This window comes from Bacillus jepli (assembly GCF_047238305.1).
GTDB lineage: Bacteria > Bacillota > Bacilli > Bacillales > Bacillaceae_L > Ferdinandcohnia.
Genome location: NZ_JBDFMO010000001.1, coordinates 2,547,157 through 2,569,593, shown reverse-complemented (window position 1 = coordinate 2,569,593; position 22,437 = coordinate 2,547,157). Strand labels below are relative to the sequence as shown.

20 protein-coding genes are annotated in these 22,437 nt (G+C 37.4%); all 20 read right to left on the bottom strand.

The window, feature by feature from the left end:
- Positions 1–19: 19 nt before the first annotated feature.
- The gene (locus ABC371_RS13095) at positions 20–886 is read right to left on the bottom strand and encodes a M50 family metallopeptidase (protein WP_412897196.1); all 867 of its coding nucleotides are present in this window, start codon (positions 884–886) and stop codon (positions 20–22) included.
- The gene (locus tag ABC371_RS13090; RefSeq protein ID WP_412897195.1) at positions 879–1,655 is read right to left on the bottom strand and encodes a peptidoglycan DD-metalloendopeptidase family protein; all 777 of its coding nucleotides are present in this window, start codon (positions 1,653–1,655) and stop codon (positions 879–881) included. Before ABC371_RS13090 ends, ABC371_RS13095 begins: the two co-directional genes overlap by 8 nt.
- Before the next feature lie 189 nt (positions 1,656–1,844).
- On the bottom strand, positions 1,845–6,248 hold the full coding sequence (locus tag ABC371_RS13085; protein ID WP_412897194.1) for a S8 family serine peptidase: 4,404 nt from the start codon (positions 6,246–6,248) through the stop codon (positions 1,845–1,847).
- 645 nt (positions 6,249–6,893) lie between these two features.
- Positions 6,894–7,694 carry a septum site-determining protein MinD gene (gene minD / locus ABC371_RS13080; protein WP_412897193.1) on the bottom strand — a complete coding sequence of 267 codons (801 nt, stop codon included), beginning with the start codon at positions 7,692–7,694 and terminating at the stop codon, positions 6,894–6,896.
- Between the two features lie 2 nt (positions 7,695–7,696).
- The gene (minC, locus tag ABC371_RS13075; protein ID WP_412899348.1) at positions 7,697–8,389 is read right to left on the bottom strand and encodes a septum site-determining protein MinC; all 693 of its coding nucleotides are present in this window, start codon (positions 8,387–8,389) and stop codon (positions 7,697–7,699) included.
- A gap of 69 nt (positions 8,390–8,458) precedes the next feature.
- Positions 8,459–8,968 (bottom strand): rod shape-determining protein MreD, encoded by a 510-nt coding sequence (gene mreD, locus ABC371_RS13070; protein ID WP_412897192.1) that lies wholly within the window; start codon positions 8,966–8,968, stop codon positions 8,459–8,461.
- Positions 8,965–9,828, bottom strand: a complete 864-nt coding sequence (gene mreC / locus ABC371_RS13065) for a rod shape-determining protein MreC (protein ID WP_412897191.1) — start codon at positions 9,826–9,828, stop codon at positions 8,965–8,967. Before mreC ends, mreD begins: the two co-directional genes overlap by 4 nt.
- Positions 9,829–9,925: 97 nt before the next feature.
- Positions 9,926–10,948, bottom strand: a complete 1,023-nt coding sequence (locus ABC371_RS13060) for a rod shape-determining protein (protein WP_136377631.1) — start codon at positions 10,946–10,948, stop codon at positions 9,926–9,928.
- A gap of 104 nt (positions 10,949–11,052) precedes the next feature.
- On the bottom strand, positions 11,053–11,724 hold the full coding sequence (radC, locus tag ABC371_RS13055; RefSeq protein WP_412899347.1) for a RadC family protein: 672 nt from the start codon (positions 11,722–11,724) through the stop codon (positions 11,053–11,055).
- Between the two features lie 151 nt (positions 11,725–11,875).
- Positions 11,876–12,442 (bottom strand): Maf family protein, encoded by a 567-nt coding sequence (locus ABC371_RS13050; protein WP_412897190.1) that lies wholly within the window; start codon positions 12,440–12,442, stop codon positions 11,876–11,878.
- A gap of 216 nt (positions 12,443–12,658) precedes the next feature.
- Positions 12,659–13,741 (bottom strand): hypothetical protein, encoded by a 1,083-nt coding sequence (locus ABC371_RS13045; protein WP_412897189.1) that lies wholly within the window; start codon positions 13,739–13,741, stop codon positions 12,659–12,661.
- Between the two features lie 367 nt (positions 13,742–14,108).
- Positions 14,109–14,921 carry a PRC-barrel domain-containing protein gene (locus tag ABC371_RS13040; protein ID WP_412897188.1) on the bottom strand — a complete coding sequence of 271 codons (813 nt, stop codon included), beginning with the start codon at positions 14,919–14,921 and terminating at the stop codon, positions 14,109–14,111.
- Between the two features lie 78 nt (positions 14,922–14,999).
- Entirely contained in the window at positions 15,000–16,328 is a 1,329-nt protein-coding gene (locus tag ABC371_RS13035) for a hypothetical protein (RefSeq protein ID WP_412897187.1), read from the bottom strand.
- Between the two features lie 25 nt (positions 16,329–16,353).
- Entirely contained in the window at positions 16,354–17,142 is a 789-nt protein-coding gene (locus tag ABC371_RS13030; RefSeq protein WP_412897186.1) for a hypothetical protein, read from the bottom strand.
- Between the two features lie 2 nt (positions 17,143–17,144).
- Complete coding sequence (locus ABC371_RS13025) at positions 17,145–17,816, bottom strand: PilN domain-containing protein (protein ID WP_412897185.1); 672 nt, start codon at positions 17,814–17,816, stop codon at positions 17,145–17,147.
- Between the two features lie 2 nt (positions 17,817–17,818).
- Positions 17,819–18,790: a type IV pilus biogenesis protein PilM gene (pilM, locus tag ABC371_RS13020; protein WP_412897184.1), complete on the bottom strand. Its 972-nt coding sequence runs from the start codon at positions 18,788–18,790 to the stop codon at positions 17,819–17,821.
- Between the two features lie 11 nt (positions 18,791–18,801).
- Positions 18,802–19,560, bottom strand: coding sequence for a prepilin peptidase (locus ABC371_RS13015; RefSeq protein ID WP_412897183.1), 759 nt, complete (start codon positions 19,558–19,560; stop codon positions 18,802–18,804).
- A gap of 82 nt (positions 19,561–19,642) precedes the next feature.
- Positions 19,643–20,050 (bottom strand): pilin, encoded by a 408-nt coding sequence (locus ABC371_RS13010; RefSeq protein WP_412897182.1) that lies wholly within the window; start codon positions 20,048–20,050, stop codon positions 19,643–19,645.
- 137 nt (positions 20,051–20,187) lie between these two features.
- A complete protein-coding gene (locus tag ABC371_RS13005) occupies positions 20,188–21,393 on the bottom strand; it encodes a type II secretion system F family protein (RefSeq protein WP_412897181.1) in 1,206 nt (401 codons plus the stop codon).
- Positions 21,386–22,432 (bottom strand): type IV pilus twitching motility protein PilT, encoded by a 1,047-nt coding sequence (locus tag ABC371_RS13000; RefSeq protein WP_412897180.1) that lies wholly within the window; start codon positions 22,430–22,432, stop codon positions 21,386–21,388. Before ABC371_RS13000 ends, ABC371_RS13005 begins: the two co-directional genes overlap by 8 nt.
- Between the last annotated feature and the right edge of the window lie 5 nt (positions 22,433–22,437).

The window sequence follows — 22,437 nt, the reverse complement described above, 5'->3', positions numbered from 1 at the left end:
TGTAACCTAACTAGTAACGTCAATACAAGTAGAGAAGCTCACCAACCGGTTGAGTAATCTTTTTATCATTAAAATAAGCATGTAAAAGCTCATTTTCATCAAGGGGCCTCTGGTTTTCTCCGTCCTTTTTGATCACAATCGGATGCTTGCACCCCCGTTGAAACATGGATAGAACCGTATAAACCATCTCTGATTCATCTACTACCAATGGCTTTAATTTCGTAAAAGTATCCTGCTTTCCATAATACCGCTCCAGCAAGAATCTCATAAACACGTAGTGTCGCTTCCGCCACTCCATTACAATCGAAAAGAAAAGGAAGGATAGGATGACCCAAAGATTAAGATTAGTAGGACTATAGACGAACATCCCGATAAAAATGATCACAGCAACTATGCTTGACACAAAAAGCATTCGTTTATGGGCTTCAAAAAAGGGATGTCTATATGAGAAAAGCAAATATAAAAGTTTTCCTCCATCTAGTGGCCATATTGGAAGGAGGTTAAAGAAAAAGATGACCACATTATGATATACAAAGAGGTCAAAGGTTTTTTCGGAAATAACAGAACCAACTGTTAAAAAATAGGCAAGTGCCACCATCCAAAGATGCTGAAGAGGACCTGCTACTATAACAAGGAGTTCTTCCTTCAAGGGACGATTTCCGTGCTCATCCATCTCCGCCACACCCCCAAATGGGAGGAGCTGTATTTTTTTAATTCTCCATGAAAAAAAATGGGCACATGCAGCATGTCCCATTTCATGGACCAATATGATAAAAAATAACATCAATAACTCTCTGAAATGTGCAGTAATGACTGCCACTCCAACGATGAGCCAAAGCAATGGATGTATTTCAATTTTTCTGAGGAGTTTTACATATTTATTCAAATTTTATCACCTGTATCGGATCAATAAATGTTTCACCTTGCTTTATTGCAAAATAATAGGATCCTTTGTTGTCACCCTCTGGTTCTTCAACCTTACCAACTTCCTGCCCTTTTTCCACATAATCATAAAGTTTCACATCAACCGAACCTAAATTTCCATACCAAGTTTCAGACCCATCACTATGCTTAATTACCACTGTTTTTCCTAGTTCTCCCTTAACAGAAACTTCTTTTACATAACCTGAATTCATAGATTCAACAACCTTGCTATCTGTTTCAACAATAACTCCTTGACCGTTCGCTTCAAAGGTTTCCGTCACTTTTCCAGCTGCGGGAATAGCATATTTACCCGGAGTAGCAGTATTACTTTGCTCTTTATTTTGATTGATTGGGATCAATGCAAGTGGACTACCAAAAGTATCTTTATACCATTCAGTGACAGCAGCAAATTGAAATTCAGTCTCCATCGTACTTGATACAAAATGCCTAACATTCTCAAATTTCGGGGACTGATTTTTAAATATAATGCCTAGCGATAATACAAGAATTGCAGAAAGCAATATTTTAAAAAGGAAAACTTCCTTACGAAACAGTGGATGCCCTCCTTCTCCTGGTCCACCATCGTAAGATGAGTATGTACTGCCTCCATACCGTTCCTCATCACTCGCTAAAAAGGGAGGAGTAGCTTTTCGGGGAGTAACAGAGGTGGAGTATCTCGCACGCTTTCTTTTTTCAATCCGCCTTCTAATTTCGTTTGCTCGATTACTCATATTTTCACATCATTCCTTGTCCATATTATTTGTACAAGTTTATGACTGAAGGACTTTAGATATGACAGCGTGAAGCTTTTTATCTATCAAATTTGATGATTGTTACTCGGAACAACCGCTTAAACTAACTATTTAAAAAAGAAGGATGTGGATAAAAACCACACCCTTCTTTCTACTATTGATTCTTATTTATTTCTTACCTGGTTTATCCGGCTTACCAGGTTTTCCTGGTTTTCCTGGTTTACCGGGTTTACCAGGTTTACCTTTTCCTGGTTTTCCATCATCTTCTTGGACATTAATGATTAGCTTACCTGTTGCTAATTGTCGAGCTTCGTTACCAAACTCGTCTCTTACAATCACCTCAATTTCAGCACCTTCTGCAACTACACTAGAAACTGCTGTCCAGTATCCTTCATAGACACCAGGCGAAACTTCTTGGAGAGGAAGTTCCGTAACATCGCTCAGGCCAGCTGTATTTGTTAACGGTAAACGAATTGCGTAGGTTGCAGTAAGTCCTGGTTCACTAGTGAATTCAATCTTCACACTCTCACCAGATTGTAATTTCACATCCTCTGTAGGTTTTAGCTCTGCTATCGTTAATTCACCAAATTTAGCAAATACAGTAACTTGATTTTGAGTTGAATTACCTGCTTTGTCAGTTGCAACTACTTCAATGTTATTTTCACCATTATCAACTAGGATACGCTTTGAAAAGCTACCATCTTTAATCGTCGCACTCTCACCATTCACTGTGACAGTATCAATATTCTCATCTTGAACAGTGCCTGTAACCGTTACAGCTTCTTTATTTGTCTTTAAGCCATCTTCTGGACTAGTGATGGCTAATTCTGGCGCTGTTTGATCAAGGACTACGACAACAGCTTCTGATGCATCCGTAATACCAGTATCAGTTGATGCTTTAGCCGTTAATGAATTTTCACCAACTTGTAATTCAACATCTACAGAGAACGTACCTTCTGCAGTTGTCTCGGTTGTCGCAACCTCTTCACCATTATTAAATACATGAACAGTTGTTGTAGGAGCTGCCTTTCCTTCAACTGTTACGTTCGGATTATTTGTATACGATCCTGTTACTGGTGAAGTGATACTTGGCGCTGTTACTTCATAATTGACTGTAGCTCGAATCATATAGTTGCCTTCTGCTTCTGGTGCTAATGACCATCCACCTCCAACAAACTGCCAGCTTCGACCTGAATATTCACCGTCTTCGTCAGTTGCAAGTCCAGGAGCATTAGGATTTGGGTCTGATTGGATATACACCATATAGAAGTCTCCTTCTACAATGATTCCTTCAGCTGCTAGGTCAACATTTGTCCATTCACCAGTCCGAAGCGCTGTTGCATCAATCGGTCCAGCTAGCTTTTTACCTGGAGCACCATCTGTTCCAGTTGCATCCCAAACTTCTACTTTGAAATCAGTACCTCCTGGTGTTGGCCATGAAGTATCCCAGAAACGGAAGAGCCCTCCTGTTACGAGTGCAGTATCATGACCTTCTGCTAAAGACATTTTTACAGCCCAGCCATTTCCTGCATCATAGAATGCACGAGCATTTTCCGCAGTACCATCATCATAACCAATTTCCCCAGGATAGCCGATGAATGGTCTCAACTCAACATTTTGTTCTAACGATCCATCTCCTTCAAGAACAACTTCAAATGAATCACTGTAATAAGAAGGCGCCATTACACGAACAGTATACGTGCCTTCATAAGCTGTAAGTGAATATTGACCATTTTCATTAGTCTCAACAGGGGTTACATTTGCATCTTCTACAAGTAATAAAGTGGCACCTGAAACTGGTTCACCTGTTGCTGCATTTGTTACAGTACCGGAAACCGTTCCTTTGGCTTTTTCTTCTAACACAAAGTTTGCTACAGCCTCACCATCAGCCTCAACTGTTACAGTTTGTTGTACTGAATGGTATCCATAGCTTTCCGCAACAACCGTAAAATCTCCTGTACCGTGAATTAATTCAAATGCTCCGGTGGCAGGATTAGTTGTAACAGAACGGCCAGATTCAAGAACACTCACTTGTGCATTTAATGGTAATGCCTGTGGGCTAACTTGATCCACATCAGCTTCCTTCAAGTCGATGTAAGAACCTTCAGGCTTAATTTTTGCAGGGTCCACTTTCTCCCCATCTTTTCGATCCACAGAGCTTTCACCTTTAGTAGGCTGAACTCCTAATTGAACTGCACTTTCTTCTGTTAGTGGCTCATTTGCTAGACGCACATCATCAATGTACCATCCATCACGAACGACGCTTCCATCTGTCGTTACATTAAAGCCAATATAAATTCTTTGACCCGCATACTCAGATAAATCAACTTCTGCAGACTGCCAGCCTGAAGATACATTAGTAATACGCTGTAGCTGTGTCCAATTTTCCATATCTGTAGAAACAAATACATGACCGAAATCCCAATTACGTTCAAGATTGTACCAGTTCATGTATTGTAGGTATGCCGGACCTTCTGCTGGTAAGTCAATTGGAGGCATGACAAGGGTCATATTAGCGCGACTAGCATACGTTCCAGATAGATTTGTAGCATACACCTTCTCACCTGAATTAGCACTATTTGGTCCACTTGTAGGAGTTCCCCATTGCCAAGAATTTTCAGCACCATACGAGAACCATCCTACCGGATTTGATTCAAAGTCTTGGTAATATCCAACTGAAATTCCTGGTTTTACGGAGACTTCATAGACATCTGTTGTAACATCATTTTGGCCAAAATCAACAACCTGCCAACGATATGAAACAGAAGGCACTGAAACTTCTTCCCCTGGAATAACTGCCTCGTAAGTTCCTTCGTTATAAGAACCTGATGTTTGAGTAGCCGCTACATTCACCCATTCACCAGCTTGATTTAGGTATTGAAGAACAACAGATGTAATGCTTACATTATCTTGAACAGAAATAGAAAGTGGTAAATCCATACCTGCATATGTTTCACTTGGTGCTGTATGCTCAAAAGTAGGAGCCTCTTCATCCGCACCGTCTTTTGCAACTTGGCCTTTAATTTTCCCTAGCCCACTAGCAACAGAGGATACAGCTAGATATGCGTTAACTAACCCATAACCGTAACCAAAGTTTGGAGATTCTGGGAAAGTACCGTCCGTTAATGGAGTTGCAGTTGATGTGATAATTTCTTCAATTTGTTCAATTGTTAATGATGCATTTGCTTGTTTTAATAAAGCGACTACTGCCGAAATATGAGGTCCAGCCATTGATGTACCGTTCCAGCCACCCTCATATCCACTTCCAGGTACGGAAGATCGAATGTTCACACCTGGAGCTGAAATATCAGGCTTCATATCACCTGGATATGGTGATGGACCTTGTAACGAGAAGCTTGCTAAACGATTATTGATATCTGTAGCTCCTGTTGCAAAGGATTCAGGATAGTTTGCTGGATTTGCAATCGATCCCGGCCCCCCCGGATTAGATAATGTTGTATTACCAGCAGAAAACTCAGGGAAAATATCAGCTTCTCTCCAGTTTTGAACCATCGGACGATACCATTCATCCAGGCCAGATCCGCCACTCCACGAGTTGTTTACAACATCTGGAGCCATATCCGGATTGCCCCCTGGAGCAATAATCCAATCCCCAGCTTCTAAAAGGTCAAAATCTGTTCCACCAGCAGATGTAAATGCCTTTACAGCAATCCACTTCGCACCTGGAGCAACCCCAATTTGATTTGCATCGTTTGGTTCAGCTCCAACCATTGTTCCAGTAACATGTGTACCATGTCCGATATCGTCATAAGGAGTAGACTGACCTGACGTTGCATCAAACCAGCTATATTGATGGTTTGGATTGTTTGGATTAGCAGGATCATAACCGCGATATTGTTCCATTAGTGCCGGATGGTTCCATTGAACACCCGTATCAATACTTGCAACAACTGTACCTGATCCATCAATGCCCATTTCCCAAACTTGGGGTGCACCTACACGATCAATATTCCACTCAATGTTTTGCGGTGTAGCTTTTGATTCAACAGCAACCGATGTCTCCACTTTAGCTGGAGCATGCAGTTGACGTGTTTCATTTGGTAAAACCTTCTCAACTTCAGGGAATGATGCGATTTTTTCCATCACTTCCTTAGTAGCAGTAACCCCCATACCGTTTACAATGAAGAAAGATTTAATATCCTTTGCATTGCCATTAGCCTCTTCTTTTTTCAGAAACTCCTTTACATTGCCTTGTGTTTCAATTGCAGTTGTTCGAAGTTCTGAAACAATAGCATTTCTCTTTATAGACTTCGTTTGAGCGACAGTGGCTTTCTGTAAGCTTGCTTTTTTAGTAGCCTCATTTGCTACTTTCTTAGAATCAACCTGTTCTTTGAACTTGATAAGAAATGTAACCATTTTGTCGTTAGCAAATTGGTCTTTTAAGCTCTTTGAAATTTTACTAGAAGTTATTTCTTTTTTACTTTCTAGATAGGAAATTGAAGAATCTTTTGTTTGAGCAGATGCTTGTGATGTCACACTTGGCACAAGTAAAAGCGCGCACATTAACATAGTTGCAACTTTCGTTAACCTACGCTTCCCGTTCCTCCTCATTAAACTTCCTCCCTTTTAAAAATTTTTATGGAAAAATAATTAACCTCCTTCCTTTGGATCCCTGTACTCCAAATGCTTCGGGAATCTCCCCATTTCTCTCTGGTTGGAAATCGCGATTTACAGCAGAAACCGCATTATGTAGAAGTACAGGTATACATTAACTGTAGCCTGTTATAATGGGAAAAAGTGTCGAATTATGTTATAATATTTTGAATATTAAGAAATTGGTATTTTTTACTTATTATGTAATAGACAAATTAGGAGTTTTGAACGAAGACATATATTTTCGAAAGAAATGTATTTTTATAGGGGGTGTTACCAATAAAATGTGCTTTTACAATATATTTACAATTGTTTTACTCATAACTCACTTGATAGGTAAAATGGCATAATTGTTACAAAACGATGATTTTTGGTTAAAAAATGATTATATTTTCCTTACTTTATTTTTAAAAACAAGTAGAGAAGGAATTAGTTGGTAAATTGTCCTCTCTTTTTTTGTTTCCATAATAGGCAATGCCACCTAGCAAAAAGCTCATTTTGAGAATAAACAGGACATAATCCTTATGAATAGTGAATCGTTTTCTAAAATCTCGTCAATTCATTTTCTACTACAAAAAAAACCACCTTATGCTAAAGGTGGTGTTAACGGACGCCAAAAAATTTTTTAATCTTTGTAAACATGCCCTTTTGGTCGTTTTCAAGAGACTGTAGTGGAATTGATTCACCTAAAATTCTTCGCGCGATGTTTCGGTATGCAATCGCCGTTTTACTATTTGTATTTAATGCGATGGGTTCGCCACTGTTTGAAGCTTTAATGACATCATCATCATCTGCAACAATCCCAATTAGATCAATCGAAAGATGTGTAACAATTTCATCCAGATCAAGCATTTCGCCTGTTTTCATCATATGATTTCGGATACGGTTTACGATGAGGCGTGGTGGCTCCACTTCCTCTTTTTCTAGTAATCCAATAATCCGGTCAGCATCACGAACTGCTGATATTTCAGGTGTTGTTACAACAATAGCTTTGTCTGCTCCAGCAACAGCATTTTGAAAACCTTGTTCAATACCTGCAGGACAGTCGATAACAATATAATCAAAATCTTGTTTTAACTCTTCGACCAATGTCTTCATTTGGCTAGGCTCTACTGCAGTTTTATCACTTGTTTGGGCAGCTGGCAGTAAATAGAGATGGTCTTCGAATCGTTTATCCTTTACTAAAGCTTGTTTCAGCTTACAACGACCCTGAATAACGTCAACTAAATCATAGATGATGCGGTTCTCTAACCCCATGACTACATCTAGATTTCGCAGACCAATATCTGTATCCATTAAACACACACGTTTCCCTAGCACAGCCAAGGAAGTGCCTACATTAGCAGACGTAGTCGTCTTACCGACTCCACCTTTTCCTGATGTAATAACTATAGCCTCTCCCACAGCTAGATTCCCCCTTCTAACCTTGTTAAGTTAGGTCTTAAATGAGTTAACTGTTGCAATCTATCTACTACAATTGTCTCATTATCGTCCACATATGCACATTCCATTATATTTGTTTCTGTTTGAATGAAGTCTGGTGCTCTATTCATTATATCACCAATTCGAAGTTGTGTAGGTTTCATTACTGACGCCGCAATGATTGCATCCTTTCTACCATAGAAACCAGCATGTGCAATTCCACGTAACGACCCTAAAACAAAAATATTACCACCTGCAATAACAGTTGCTCCAGGATTTACGTCTCCGACAAGCAAAAGGTCACCATCTACTTTTAGGACTTGTCCAGAACGGACTACCTTTGTAACAGAGACAATCTCATGCTTTTTTTTCATCTCTTCGGCTTCTTGCTTTGTAATTACATTACTGTCGATTAAATCTACAACTAAATGTTTTTTATTTCGAATAATAGAGCGTATTTCTTCTTCTTGATTTTGAGTTAAAAAACGATTACCAATTTTCACTTTAACAGGAACAAACGGAACATCATCATTCCGCTTCTGATTCAACGAAAGCTTAATCTCTAAGTCAGAGATTAGTTCTTTAAATGAACAAGAATCATCGAGATGCAACGTTAGTCCGTCTTTTGTCCCTTTTATAGTAACATACTGTTGTTTTTGTCCTTTCACGCCGTTCACCTCAACGATAATATACTTCAACAAAAGACTCCTTTTTTCCTGTTAATTCTTAAAATTTTTTAACTTTATTTACTCTTCTATATGTAACTTTCCTAGTAATTTCTTAAATGGGTAACCAAATACTAGTAAAAATAGACTATTTAAAAGAAGTGTTGGAACAATTCGGATTTGAAGAAATTGTTCAATTGAAAATGAAGCTGTTCCGATAGCTATGTTTACTGCAAACACAGAAAATTCCACAGCTATAATCCCAATAAGACTTAAAAATGAGATAACTATGAGATTTGTCTGAAGAATCCGACTTGCCCAGGAAATAAGGTAGGCAATAAGTGTGTATAGGAATAAATATACTCCTAATATTTCTGTATAAACAATATCGTATAGAAGTCCAAAAATAGCACCATAAACAAGCCCCATCGGTTTATTAAAATAAACGGTTATAAATGCAATTAATACAAACAAAAACCGAGGTACATACACATTCTCCTTATGAAAAATGTCTGCCGGTACTAAATCCACAAAGCTGCTTTCAAATAAAAAAACGAATGACAAAATAAAGGGAAGAACGAAACGCTTCACGATTCTTCCTCCTCTTCATTTGGAACAATCATTGTTCTTTCAACAATTATAACATGATCAATTTCATAAAAATCAGCTGCTGGCTTAATATAGGCTGTTTTTGTTAAACCGTAATCATCAGGAACAACGTCCATGACCTCCCCAATATACAGCTCACTTGGGAAAATCCCACCGAGTCCGGAAGTAAGTACTTTTTGGTCCTTTTCAATTTTTGAGTCTGGTGTGTTGATTTTAAATAAAAGAGCTTCTTTTTCTTCGTCATACCCTTCAATTAGCCCCATAATCTTGGTATCCCCTTGAATATATGCTGAAATCCGATTGATCCGATTCGGGGAGCTCAATAACTGGATGGTGGATGTAAATGAATTTGCATGTTTTACTTTACCAATTAACCCTTTTGAGGTGATTACAGCCATGTCAACTTTCACCCCATGCCTGGTACCTCTGTTAACCGTGATAATTTCATGCCACTGATCAGGGTTACGTCCAATAACTGTTGCCTGTATTTTATTAAATTGATTTAGTGATTCTGTTTTCTTCAAAACATCGCGTAATTTTTCATTTTCTTTTTCTAATTCTTGTACTGTTGCTTCTAATTGCCCATAGGAATCTAGCTTTTCCTTTAAGAGTTTGTTCTCTTCAAATGTGTTTTGAATATGATTGACGTTATCAAAAAATCCTGCAATCGCCTGAGAAGGTTGATGAAAGATACTTTGAACCCAACCTACCGAATCTTTCAAAAACTGCTCTGGCCATGATAATTTTTCACGCTCTTTTAAGGAAAAACCAATCAATGCCACTAGAACGATGATACAAACAAGTAAAATAATTAATCGCTTATTAAGAAAAAATTGTGGCATGTGTTACACCCTCTAACTAAACTTTGAATTTCAACACCTATAGTGGGGAAACGTAAATTCCCCACTATATTAGGTTCATTATCTTAAATCCTTTGGTTTATCTTAAATCCTTTGATTTCCCTTTAAATAAATGAATATGGTCAAGGGCCTTACCTGTACCAATTGCTACACAATCTAATGGATTTTCAGCAATAAGAACTGGCATGCTCGTCTCTTCACTAATAACTTTATCCAAATTGCGTAATAAGGCTCCCCCACCCGCTAAAACAATACCACGATCCATAATATCTGCTGCTAGCTCAGGTGGTGTCTTTTCAAGTGTATTTTTAACTGCATCGACAATCGCATACACAGTATCATGAAGGGCACGAGAGATTTCTTCAGCGGTAATTTCAATGGTTTTTGGTAATCCCGTTAGTAAATCTCTTCCGCGAATTTCCATATTTTCTACTCCCTCAGGAGCACCGGCAGAGCCAATCTCTACCTTGATAGCTTCTGCTGTACGATCACCAATCATCAGGTTATAGGTTTTACGAATATATTGAATAATTGCATCATCCATTTCGTCTCCAGCGATTCGAATGGACTGACTCGTAACAATGCCGCCTAAAGAGATGATCGCGACTTCTGTTGTCCCACCACCGATATCCACAATCATACTGCCTGTTGGTTCCCATACAGGTAGATTTGCTCCAATAGCAGCTGCAAAAGGTTCTTCAATTGGATAAGCATCTCTTGCACCAGCCTGCCTAGTAGCATCAATCACCGCACGTTGTTCAACAGCTGTAATACCTGATGGTACACAGACCATAATATATGGCTTTCTTGAGAAGAAGCTCTTCGTTTTAACTGCTTGATTAATATAATATTTCATCATAGTCGCTGTTGTTTCGTAGTCAGCAATGACACCGTCTTTCATCGGGCGAAGTGCAACAACATTACCCGGTGTACGGCCGATCATGTTTTTAGCGTCATTCCCTACTGCAACTATCTGTTTTGTGTCTGTTTGCATCGCAACAACCGAAGGCTCTCTTACTGCGATGCCTTTTCCTTTAATAAAAACAAGTGTATTTGCTGTACCTAAATCTATACCAAGGTCTCTTGTACCTATTCCAAACATAATATGTATCTTCCTTTCTGATACGCGAATAAGGGTAATTATTTGTTAATATCGAGCAAAAACTCATAACCATTATTATATCGTACAAAATTAAAAAATAATAGTCACACGTAACCTTTTTCTTTGAGACTGACGTATTTGTGTTCACCGATGATTAAATGGTCCAATAGCTCTATGCCAATTATCCTACCACATTCAACAAGCCGCTTCGTGACTTCGATATCTTCCCGACTTGGTGCCGGGTCACCTGAAGGATGATTATGAATGCATATGATGGATGCTGCTGACCTTCGAAAGGCTTCCTTATAGACCTCTCTTGGATGCACAATTGAGGCATTCAAACTTCCGATAAAAATGGTTTGGCGATGAATTACCTGATTTTTCGTATTCAGATAAAGACAAACAAAATGTTCCTGAGTTAAAAAACGCATATCCTCCATCACATATTTAGCACCATCCTCCGGAGATCGAATCACATACCGATCTTCGTATTGAAGTTTGCCAATTCTTCGGCCAAGTTCAATTGCCGCCATGATTTGAACAGCTTTTGCTTTTCCGATTCCTTTAATGGAGGTTATCTCTTCGACAGATGCGTCCTTTAATAATCGAAGACCTTCAAAATGATGCAGTAAGCGGTTTGATAATTGAATAACCAATTCTTCCTTTGAACCTGTTCGCAGAAGAATCGCTAAAAGCTCATGGTTTGAAAGGCTATCGGCACCGTCAGATACTAATCGTTCCCGCGGTCTCTCGTCTTGCGGATAATCTCGAATCATGAGTGCTGATGATTTCAAATAGGGTTCCTCCTATCTAATGTACTAGATACTCGGATCCCACTCGAGGGTAAAGTCACTAATTACTATGGTATTTAGCCTACTTTTTAACACAGTGAAATAGTTGCATTCTTCCTACAATTATTGATGATTTTTAATCGTGAAACCCTAGATCTCTAAGTTCACGAAGGGTTCGCGATACAGGCAATCCCACTACAGAAAAATAGTCACCTTTAATATGTTTTACGAGTGCAGATCCTAGTCCTTGAATTCCATAAGAACCTGCTTTATCCTTTGGTTCGCCTGAAGCTACATATGAATGAATTTCCTCATCTGAAAGATCCCAGAACGTCACTTCTGTTCTTTCAAAGAACAATTTTTGCGTGTCCTTAAAAAGAATCGCAACTCCTGTTACGACTTCATGTGTTTGATTTGATAACGTTTTTAATACATGTATGGATTCCTGTTCGCTTTTAGGTTTACCTAAAAATTGGTTTTGAAACACAACAGCTGTATCTGCTGCAAGAATATAGGAATCCGGAAATTGATTCGCAATTGCCTTTGCTTTTTTTGAGGCAATCGTCATGACCTTTTCTTCAGGAGTGAGAGTTTCGTCAATGGATTCATCAATATTACTGACGGAAACATCGAAGGAAAGTTTCACATTTCTAAGAAGTTCTTTTCGTCGTGGAGAACCTGAGGCTAAAACGAGGTGTTGCATGTTAATTTCACCCTTTTTCATTTTTTTCAGAATGGAAGATACCTGTATATCCTAACAAACAAATCATTACTCTACAATTATGTAAAATTGAATTTTCCAGATGGTTTATTGTTTGAGAAAACTTTCCTCTTTATGTAAAAGCTATCATTATCAAGACGTAAAAAAGAAAAGGAGAAGATATCTCCTTTCCATTTTCACTAAAAAATTGAATTTTGTCTAGCCTAACTCAGAAATCCAAACTGTATAAGCTTGATATGCATTTAATAATGATTGCTGTGATTGCCATAATGTTTTTTGGTCGCCGCCATTTTTATATTCCTGTAGTTGTGTAAATGCAGTTTGGACGTCTGTATGAAATTTCTGAAGTTGTTCATGTAGGTTGTTCGTCTTAATTTCCTTTACCGTTGCGATTTGTTTCGCTAGATTCTCCCATTGTCCATTATCAATTGATCCCGTTCCGAAAGCTTGAGAGGATAGAGTTGCTAATTCCTTGAATACTGGCAGATCTACTTTGATTGCTTCTGAGTCTGCTTTTCCTGCATTTGTATAGGACCCACCAGGTACTTCATATGTCTTTGAAAAAAAGTCAGGAAATGCTTCTTTGTATTCTGTCTTAATCCCACTAACAGAACTTTGTTCAGCTCCAATACCGGCAATAACGTAAAAGGCACCATCCATTTCAACAGTAACCGCCGCAAAGCCCTTTCCTTTAATTTCATCTACTCTTGTATTTGCATTTTCAACTGTTGAAAACGTCCCACCTTGAACCACACCTGTGGATAGCGTTTCTAAATCAATTGCAACTGGGTTACTCGCAGGTGTATCCTGCTGTTTCTCAGAAGAAGGAGGGGTTTCATTAGTAGGCTGAGAAGGCGTCTCATTTTGCGCAGATCCAGCATTAACACCCTCCACTATTTTTAGAATCATGATTCCAAATCCAATGCCAAGGACAACTGCCAAAACAATAGAAATGGAGAATTGCTTAAGAGCAAATAGCTGAAATCCTTTTTTCTTTTTTGGTATATATTCCAATTTACTAGGGCCTTTTGTGTGTCGTAAATCCTCAATTGGAATTACTGGAATGTCTTTTTCCTTAGAAGAATGATTTTTCAAGTTTTCATCTGGTAGGACCCAGGTAAAATCATCCTCCTCTTCCTCTTGTGCTGCTGCAACCTCATCATTCTCAACAATAATCAGAGGTTTTTCAGATTCGACAAAATCAGGTGTTTCTTTCTCTTCTTTTTTAACCTTAGACTCCCTACCATTAATTTTAATCGAAATCCGATTATGCTTGTCCATTTTTTCACCACCTATTAACATTATTCAGCAGAAGTCCCCTTTTTAAATAAGTGGGGAATGAATGCCAAAGGTAAACAATTCAGTCAGATTATTCTTTGACTGAATAATGTTAATGCCTCCGGCGGATGCCACAGATTTTCAATGGAAATTTTTCGAGCACGCTCGAATAAATCTGGGCGCAAATACGCCAAAGCGTATTTGATTGAAACGCTCTACTTTTTTTGTCAATCCTATCATACATAGAAGAAAAAAGAACAAGACATTTGTCGTCTTGTTACTAGAGGTTGTCGTCAAATTCTTACAAGAATAAACATCAGAAGTTTTTTGGGACTTCTATAAAAAGAAAAAACCCACTTATATGAGGGTTTTACTCTTCAACATTCATGGATAATTCAACGAATACACTTGGACCTTCTTCTTGAGCTTTAATAATATCATCAACAGATAAATGAGTTCCCGCTGGAATGATGACATTTCCTTCACTATCCAGGATGTCTTTTGTAACCACTTTACCGTAAAGAAGATCAACTTGTTTTAAGCGCAATGCTTTTGATTCAGATTCTTCATGTTTATCAATAGAAGCGTTAATTTCATCAAATGGACTTTGTGTTTCTGTTGATCCAGGTAGTAATTCATCAACGTCGATATCTTGCTGGTTTTCAGTAGATTCTATTTGTGGATTTTCTAATGCTTCTACTGAATCAAGGAATTTTGATGAAGCATCCTCGCCGACAATAATAATGTCTTTTCCATATGTAAGAACAAATTCCGATGCTAAGACAACTTCCTTACCAGAAACATTTAATAATGTTCCTAATAGATTTCCTGTTTCATCATCAACATAATATTCAAGGACTTCTCCTAATAACTGACCTTTTCGAGTCATTACTTTTGTATTCGTTATTTTAATTTTCTTATTTACTAGTGAATTTGCAATTGGAATTTCATTAAGGTCAATGACTGAGCTTTCGCTTTCAATGGTAACAGCGTACTCTCCGATTCCGACTACTCTTTTGAAAGGAATAGCTTTTACACTTACCTGCCAATCTTCATGTTCAATTGTTAGAAAATCAACTGAGCCTTTTTCAGGGTTGATGACTAAAGATTTAACTTTTCCTATTTCTATTCCATCTATAATACTAATGATTGGTAAACCAACTATCTCAACACTTTTTTTCATAAATCATTCACCACACCTATTTATTTTTAAAACAACGGCATTTTCCATCTATTTTACCATGCTTTTCGCTATTTTTCGTCATATTTTGCAATATTCTTCTAATAAAAAGTTAATTTCCTGTAAAATAACAGGATATTTCTCAAATCTGCTCTTATTTTGAGAAAGTAATGTGAACAATTCATCATTTTGTTCAGTTTTAATATAATGTTCAATTAACAAGCTTACAAAAGTATAATAATCATGATCAGATAAATTCGGATGAAGATGACCCAGTATTAATTTTTCATATTGAGTAGTTGATAATTTATTTCGAGAAAGTTTGATCTGAGAAATCATCGTTGTAAAAAGCTGTTGCCTTAGATCATTTTGATCGTCTCGTTCTTCTGGTATATCGCTCTCTTCATCACCAATGTCCACTATATTAGAACTTACATCCTCAATCTCTGTTTCATTGTTCTGTTCGTTTTCTGATGTGTCTAACTCAATGTCCTCTATCTCCTCAACTTCGGCTATGTCTTCCGATTGTTCCTGAAGTTCTTGCTCTATCTGTTGTTCATTCATAAAGTCTTCTTCTTCAGTTAACTCAACCTCAATCTCATCTATATCAAAATCGGTTGATTCAATCATTGAAATTTCTTCTATTTCACTTTGTTCATTAGACTCCTCATCATGAGTTACTTGTAAACTATCAAATTGAATTTCTTCAAGTACTGGTGGTGCTATATCTAAATTTTCATCTTCCATTTCAGCTATTTCCAACGGTTGTGATTCTTCCGTTTCCTCTGTAGCCTCAACCATTTCATCTTGATCTTGAATTTCACTATTTTTGTCATTTAATCCACTCTCGATTTCTTTGAGCAAGTCATCAAAATCAGAATCGGGATTTTCATCATTAGTATGTATTTCATATGTATTTTCGAGTTCTTCAGTATCTACGTACACATTTTCTAACGCAAGATCATCTTCATTTTGATTATCAGTTGTTTGAATTTCCGCCACAAATTCCTCTTCAACCTCTTGTATTGGAGGAGATACCTTTTCTAGCTCAACAACTGGATCCTTGTTTTCTTCAACTTTTATCTGACTACGGATTTCTTCTTCAACTTCATCTTCAATTTCAAATTTGATGACCTTATCTTCTACTCCCGAAGTATTTTCTGGATGAAGAAACAATTGTGTTCCAAATTTTTTACTGATTAAATATGAAAACCCTATTGCTAGCAGTATTAACACTAACCCTATTTGCCATACGCTCATCACTGTCTTCACTGCGATTCCAATGACAAAAACGAAAAATGCACAAAAAAGAATAAGTAATTTCCCCTTCCTAGTAAAACCAAGTGGTAAAAAATAAATAATAGGTAGGACAAGTAAAAGAGATATAAGTGCAATTACAAAGGATTCCAAGCTGTTCTCACCTCTTTCTATTGTATTACTGATTGTTCTCGTCTTTCTTTTCCAGTCCTGGAGCTAATGGATTCTTTTTATTGCTTGGAGGTGGAACGGTAAGTTTCGGTGCCTCTTCAGCAAGTTCTGTATATTTCGGCATATAAAATGTTGAAATGGTTACATCATACACGAGTTGTTCAGCGACTTGCTCCACTGACACAAGCTCTGGAGTGCCTGTAAAACGTAATGAATTAACCCTAGTTATGCGCGTTTGATGTTCAAGAGCTGATAGAAACTTTTCCAATTCTTCATAATTGGGCGATTGAACATGTAACGTGACTGTTATTTGGTTGAGGCCATCAATTAGTTTAGGGTCTACTCTATCCCCTTCCTCAAGCTGATTATCAGTACCATCATCATTTGTATCCTGTTTAGTTTCCTTCGTATTATCAGGATTCGCTGCCTCTTGTTGTCCTTCAGGTTGGATTTCATCAATTAACGTAAACTCACTCTCACTATAGGACATTTCGATTACGTTGCTATCTGATAAAGTTTCAGCTCGTTGCACATCCAAGACGATTTGTTCCACTAATGGAATTACTGGTATTCTCTTTTGAATCTCAGTGGAACTAATAACTGGTGCATCATTTGTCCGTTTTTCAGAAATAACATCCAATAATCTTTGTTCTGTTTTGACACTATTCTCTAATTGAGAAATTTTTAGCTTCACAGGTTTTACTAGGAGGAGATACGTCAAATAAAAAACTCCTAATAAAAAGACAATCGCTAGAACTAAATAAGTGATTTGTTTACGTGAAAAATGGAGAGTCATGTCTATTTCCCCTCCTGCATTGACTTTATGGCACTCTTATCAAAAATGATTTCATATTCAGCATAATATCTCGGTAAAATGTTATTATTTTGCTCGGATTCTATTTTATTATCGGTTGTACCCATATTTTCTTTAGCATTATTGTTTGTATCAGGTGTCTCGGTGGTAGTATCTGTCCCTTCACCTGTGTCGGTGATTGGGGTAGTCGAAACGGTTAATAGTCGAGCTGATTCGATAAATGGAGAATCAGTAAGTAATGCTAAATAATGGGCATTCTCAGTATTTGTATCAAACTGAACCTCTAAAGAAACAATTCCATCCTCTGTATATGAAAAGTTTTGAACAAAGCCTCGGTCAGGTAACAACATTGTTAAATGATTTAAAATTTGCACTGTTTCTACAAAATAACGGTCTGCCCATTCAACTGTTTTTTCTAAGTAAATCACATTATTTGATTGATTTGCTGAATCATTTTTTTGCTCTACAACACCACGAGTTTCTTGTAAAGTTGCAATTTGCTTTTCTAGCTGTTTTTCTTGTGAAGTTGCTTGTTTGTACTGAATGAAAATTAATAAGAAGCCTATTAATGCTACACTAATCACAATGATGAGGAGTAATAATTTTGCTCGGTTTTTAAATTCTTTTCTTGGAAGTAAATTAATATTTACAAGCATACTTACACCTCTTTAAGTGCTAATCCTAATGGTAGAAAATATTGACTAGGCAGTTTATCAAATGTATCAATTTTATGTACCGGAATTTCATATCTCTCAATGAGTGTAGAAGAGATGTCCGGAAGATTTGGATGATCCCCGCTAACTAAAATTTTTGTAATCCGTTCTTTCCCCTGGGTCATATTAAAACTATAAAAGTTCATGACATGTTCAATCTCTTTCATGATTTCATCAATGAGAACCTCTAATTTACTTCGATGACTATTCCATTTTATATCCGCTAGAGTATGAGAAGAATTTTCTCTGATGTCCCAATCCTCTATCGATGTATCCAAATTAAGATGTCTCATAAACAAAGGAATATCTTGATGAAAAATGCTCAAGTTGGCAGATTGCAAATCAAATTGAAGCAATAAAATATGCTCCTCTTCGTTTGTTTTTTGACAAAAGTGAAAGAGTCGATACATACAAAGTGGTGTAATATCGGCTGCAATTGGTTTTAAAGAAGCATCTTCTAGTATGGAGGAATATTCTAATGCAACCTCCTCAGGAGCCGCAAAGATAAGAACTTCTTTTATCTTCTCTTCTTCTGAAAGGACTTTGAAATCAAGGACTGGCTCATCAAAAGGGAGATGTATGGTTGTCCCCATTTCCAAATAAATATATCCTAAAATCTCATCATCCTTTACTTCACTTGGAATGGAAATTTTCCGGATGACAACAAAGGGATCTGGAATAACGAACTGAACTTGGGTGTTTTTTATTCCCCATTCTGTTACACATTCTTCTAAAATTAAGAGCAATGTGTCTCTTTCAAGAATTCTCCCATCTTGAATAATACCAGGGGGCAAATATTTTTCACGAAACTTATGTACAGTAATAGGGTTAGAACGTTTCACACCCACATATCGAATAGCGTGATCTTTTATAATAATATTTGCAATTTTACTTGGTGAAAATAGTGTCAAAGCCATTATGTATCCCCTTATCCAATTAAATCAATATATGATGCGATAAGCTCATGGCCAAAAAAATAAGCAATAAGCGTGCCAATAACAATGGAAGGACCAAAGGGCATTGGCTTTCCTTTTTTTACTTTTCCAATTGCAATCCCAATTAATCCAAGGACTGTTCCGATGAGTGTGGCAAGGAAAAATGAAAGAAGGACTAGCTTCCAACCTAATGCAATCCCTAAAACAGCATATAATTTGATATCTCCTCCGCCCATTCCACCTTTGCTAACGATTGCAATCAGATAAAGAAGTAGAAATCCAACGATGCTTCCAACTAACATGTCCCACCATGGATCGAGTGGAACGAAGATGCGCTCAAAGAATAGCAATGGGGCAAAGAATAATAAAATCCTATCTGGGATAAGCATGTAGGTAAGATCGGAAACAAATATAATGACTAATAAAGATATCAAGGTCCATGCGATGATCAATTCTTTTGACCATCCCACCAGCATTGGTGAAATCGTGAAAAGAATTGCAGTGGCAAGCTCAATTGAAGCATAAATCGGTGATATGCGTGTTTTACAATTTCTGCACTTTCCTCCTTGAATGAGGTAAGAAAATACAGGAATTAACTCAATCGCCGTAAGCTGGTGCTTACAAGTCGGACATGCTGAACGAGGACGAACGATTGATTCCCCATTCGGGATGCGTAGGCCTACCACGTTGAAGAAGGAACCAAGAACAGTTCCTAAAATATATAAGTATAGATAAATTAGAAAAAACTCCATTACTCCACCTCGAGTTTTTTTAAGAGACAACCATAATCGGTTATCTCTCATTTTTTTGTAAAACTTTACATTTTAATTATTTTTAATCTATATAATTCTCAAGTTGTGCTTCTGTTGCAGGGTCTGAATTTATGACAGTATTAGCCTCATGAGCAGATATGCTATACAATTTAGTATCAGTATCGTACGTTACTGTGTATGAAGTGTCATCAACACTATCTAAATAATCATTTAAATATATTGTTCCTTCTGCATCTCCCTCGGCAGCTGAATGAGTCCAAGTTGTTTGATTACTATTTGTAGCGTGAGCTAATCTTGCAGCATCAATAATTTGAATCGCTTCTGCAACCTTTGCCTTATCTTTAGTATTATCAATCAATTTTCCAATACTAGGCACAGCAATAGCCGCAATAATCCCTAATATGACAATTACCGCTAACAACTCAATTAATGTTAATCCTTTTTGATTCTTCAAATATTTTTTAAGCATTTTTTCCTCTCCTTCATAGGAACTAGTCCAATTCTACTACTTATTATAATAGCAAACGCTGTTGAAAACACTAGAATTTTGTTTAAAACGACAAAGTTTAAACATTTCTTTACAAAAATGTGGATTTTTTTTACTTTTTATTGGATTTGGTTAAAAATATCAAACATTGGTACTAATATCGATGTGACGATAGTCCCGACAATCCCACTTAAAAAAACAATCATGAGCGGTTCAATTAATGATTTTAACTGGTCTGTTGCATTGTCTACTTCATCTTCATAAAAGTTAGACACCTTACCCAGCATTTCATCTAATGAACCTGTGCTTTCTCCAATTGCAATCATATGGGTGATTAGCGGCGGAAATGCCCAATGCTTTTTCATCGGATCTGTCATTGACTTCCCTTGTTCAAGAGCTTGCCTAGACTGTTTTACCACTTTCGCGATCACTTCATTTTCCACAATTGTTTCGACCACTGTTAGTGCTTGTAAGATCGGAACAGAACTATTCAACATAGAGCTTAATGTTCTTGTCATGCGAGCAAGAACAGCCTTTTGTATTAGCTTCCCAAAAATCGGCATTTTTAACAGAGCAAAATCTAGATAAAATCTTGTTTCTTGTTTTTGCTTAAGGAATATAAACAGCAAATAAATAAACAGGCCTAAAAGGATAACAAGCCACCAAAACCTTTGCATAAACACACTTGCATTTAAAACGAATTTCGTTATACCAGGTAGCTCCGCACCAAAATCGGCAAACATGTCTACAAAAGTTGGAACGACGGAAACTAATAGAAAAATTACGACAACGACTGCGATAATACCAACAACTGCTGGATAAGCCATTGCTGATTTTACCTTTTGTCTTGTTTTATTCTGTTTTTCATAATAAACGGCAAGATTTTCTAAAGTATCATCAAGATTTCCGCCAACCTCACCTACACGAATCATATTCGTAAAAAGAGTAGTAAAAATTCTCTTATGCTTGGCTGTTGCAGTAGATAACGGGATCCCCTCTCTTAAATCTACTCCTACCTCTAGTAGAGCTTTCTGGAGTGGCTTACTGCTTGTTTGATGTGCCAAAATATTTATCGAATCTACAATTGTCACACCCGCTTTTATCAGGGTTGCAAATTGTCGTAAAAAAATGACAAACTCTCTTAGCTTAACCGGCTGACCAATAGAAATATCCTTTGTCAAAAACGTCTCTGGTACTTCATTAATCGTAATAACCCGAATGCCTTTATCGTGAAGAGACCTAACAGCGTCCTGCTTAGAAGTTCCTGAAATCGTACCGGATTTCTTACCAAATTTATCTCTACCTTCATATTTAAATCTAGGCATTGGGATTTAACTCCTGTAAAAAAGGTTGAGCAATATCTCTTGAAATCACTCCGGCTCGAACTAAGTCTAAAAGATCGGTTTCCAATGTATGCATTCCTTCTGCACGGCTTGTTTGCATTACATTCTTTATCTGGTGATTTTTTTCATTTCGAATTAAATTCGCGACTGCAGAATTATTGAGTAAAATCTCGGTAGCAGCCTTGCGTCCTTTTTTATCAACCGTTGGAAATAACCTCTGGGATATGACACTTACTAGTACATTTGCCAGTTGGATTCTGATTTGTGGCTGCTGTGCATATGGAAACATATCAATGATACGGTCAATCGTAGAAGGAGCATTTACAGTATGTAAAGTTCCTAATACAAGATGGCCGGTTTCCGCTGCCGTAATTGCCGTTTGTGTTGTTTCTAAGTCCCGCATTTCTCCGACAAGAATGACGTCCGGGTCTTGTCGTAAGGCCGCTCTAAGACCATTTGCAAAATTATGAGTATCACTTCCAACCTCTCGTTGCTCAATGATACTCATCCCATGCTTATGCAGGTATTCGATTGGATCCTCTAATGTCACAACATGCTTGCTCATTGTTTGATTAATGTATTGAATCATCGCTGCAAGAGTTGTGGACTTCCCGCTCCCCGTTGGACCTGTTACAAGGATTAACCCCTGTGGCTTTTGACTAATCTTTTTTAACACCTCTGGTAGTGCAAGGTCCTCAATTGTCGGAATAGAGGTAGGAATCACACGAAAAGCGATGGCTGGACATCCTCTTTGCATATAGATATTGACACGAAATCGTGACACACCTGCGATGCCATACGAAAAATCGAGTTCTCCTTTTTGTTTAAAACGGTCCCACATTTCTTCTGGTACTATTGCTTTCGCTATTTCCTCAATGACTGGTGGCTTTAATATGTCTTTTCCGTATCTTTTTAATTCCCCGTTTATACGAAAAATCGGAGGAACACCAGCAGTTATATGAATATCAGAAGCCCTATGCTCATGTGCTGAATGTAATACTTGATTAATTTTATCCTTCATAATAC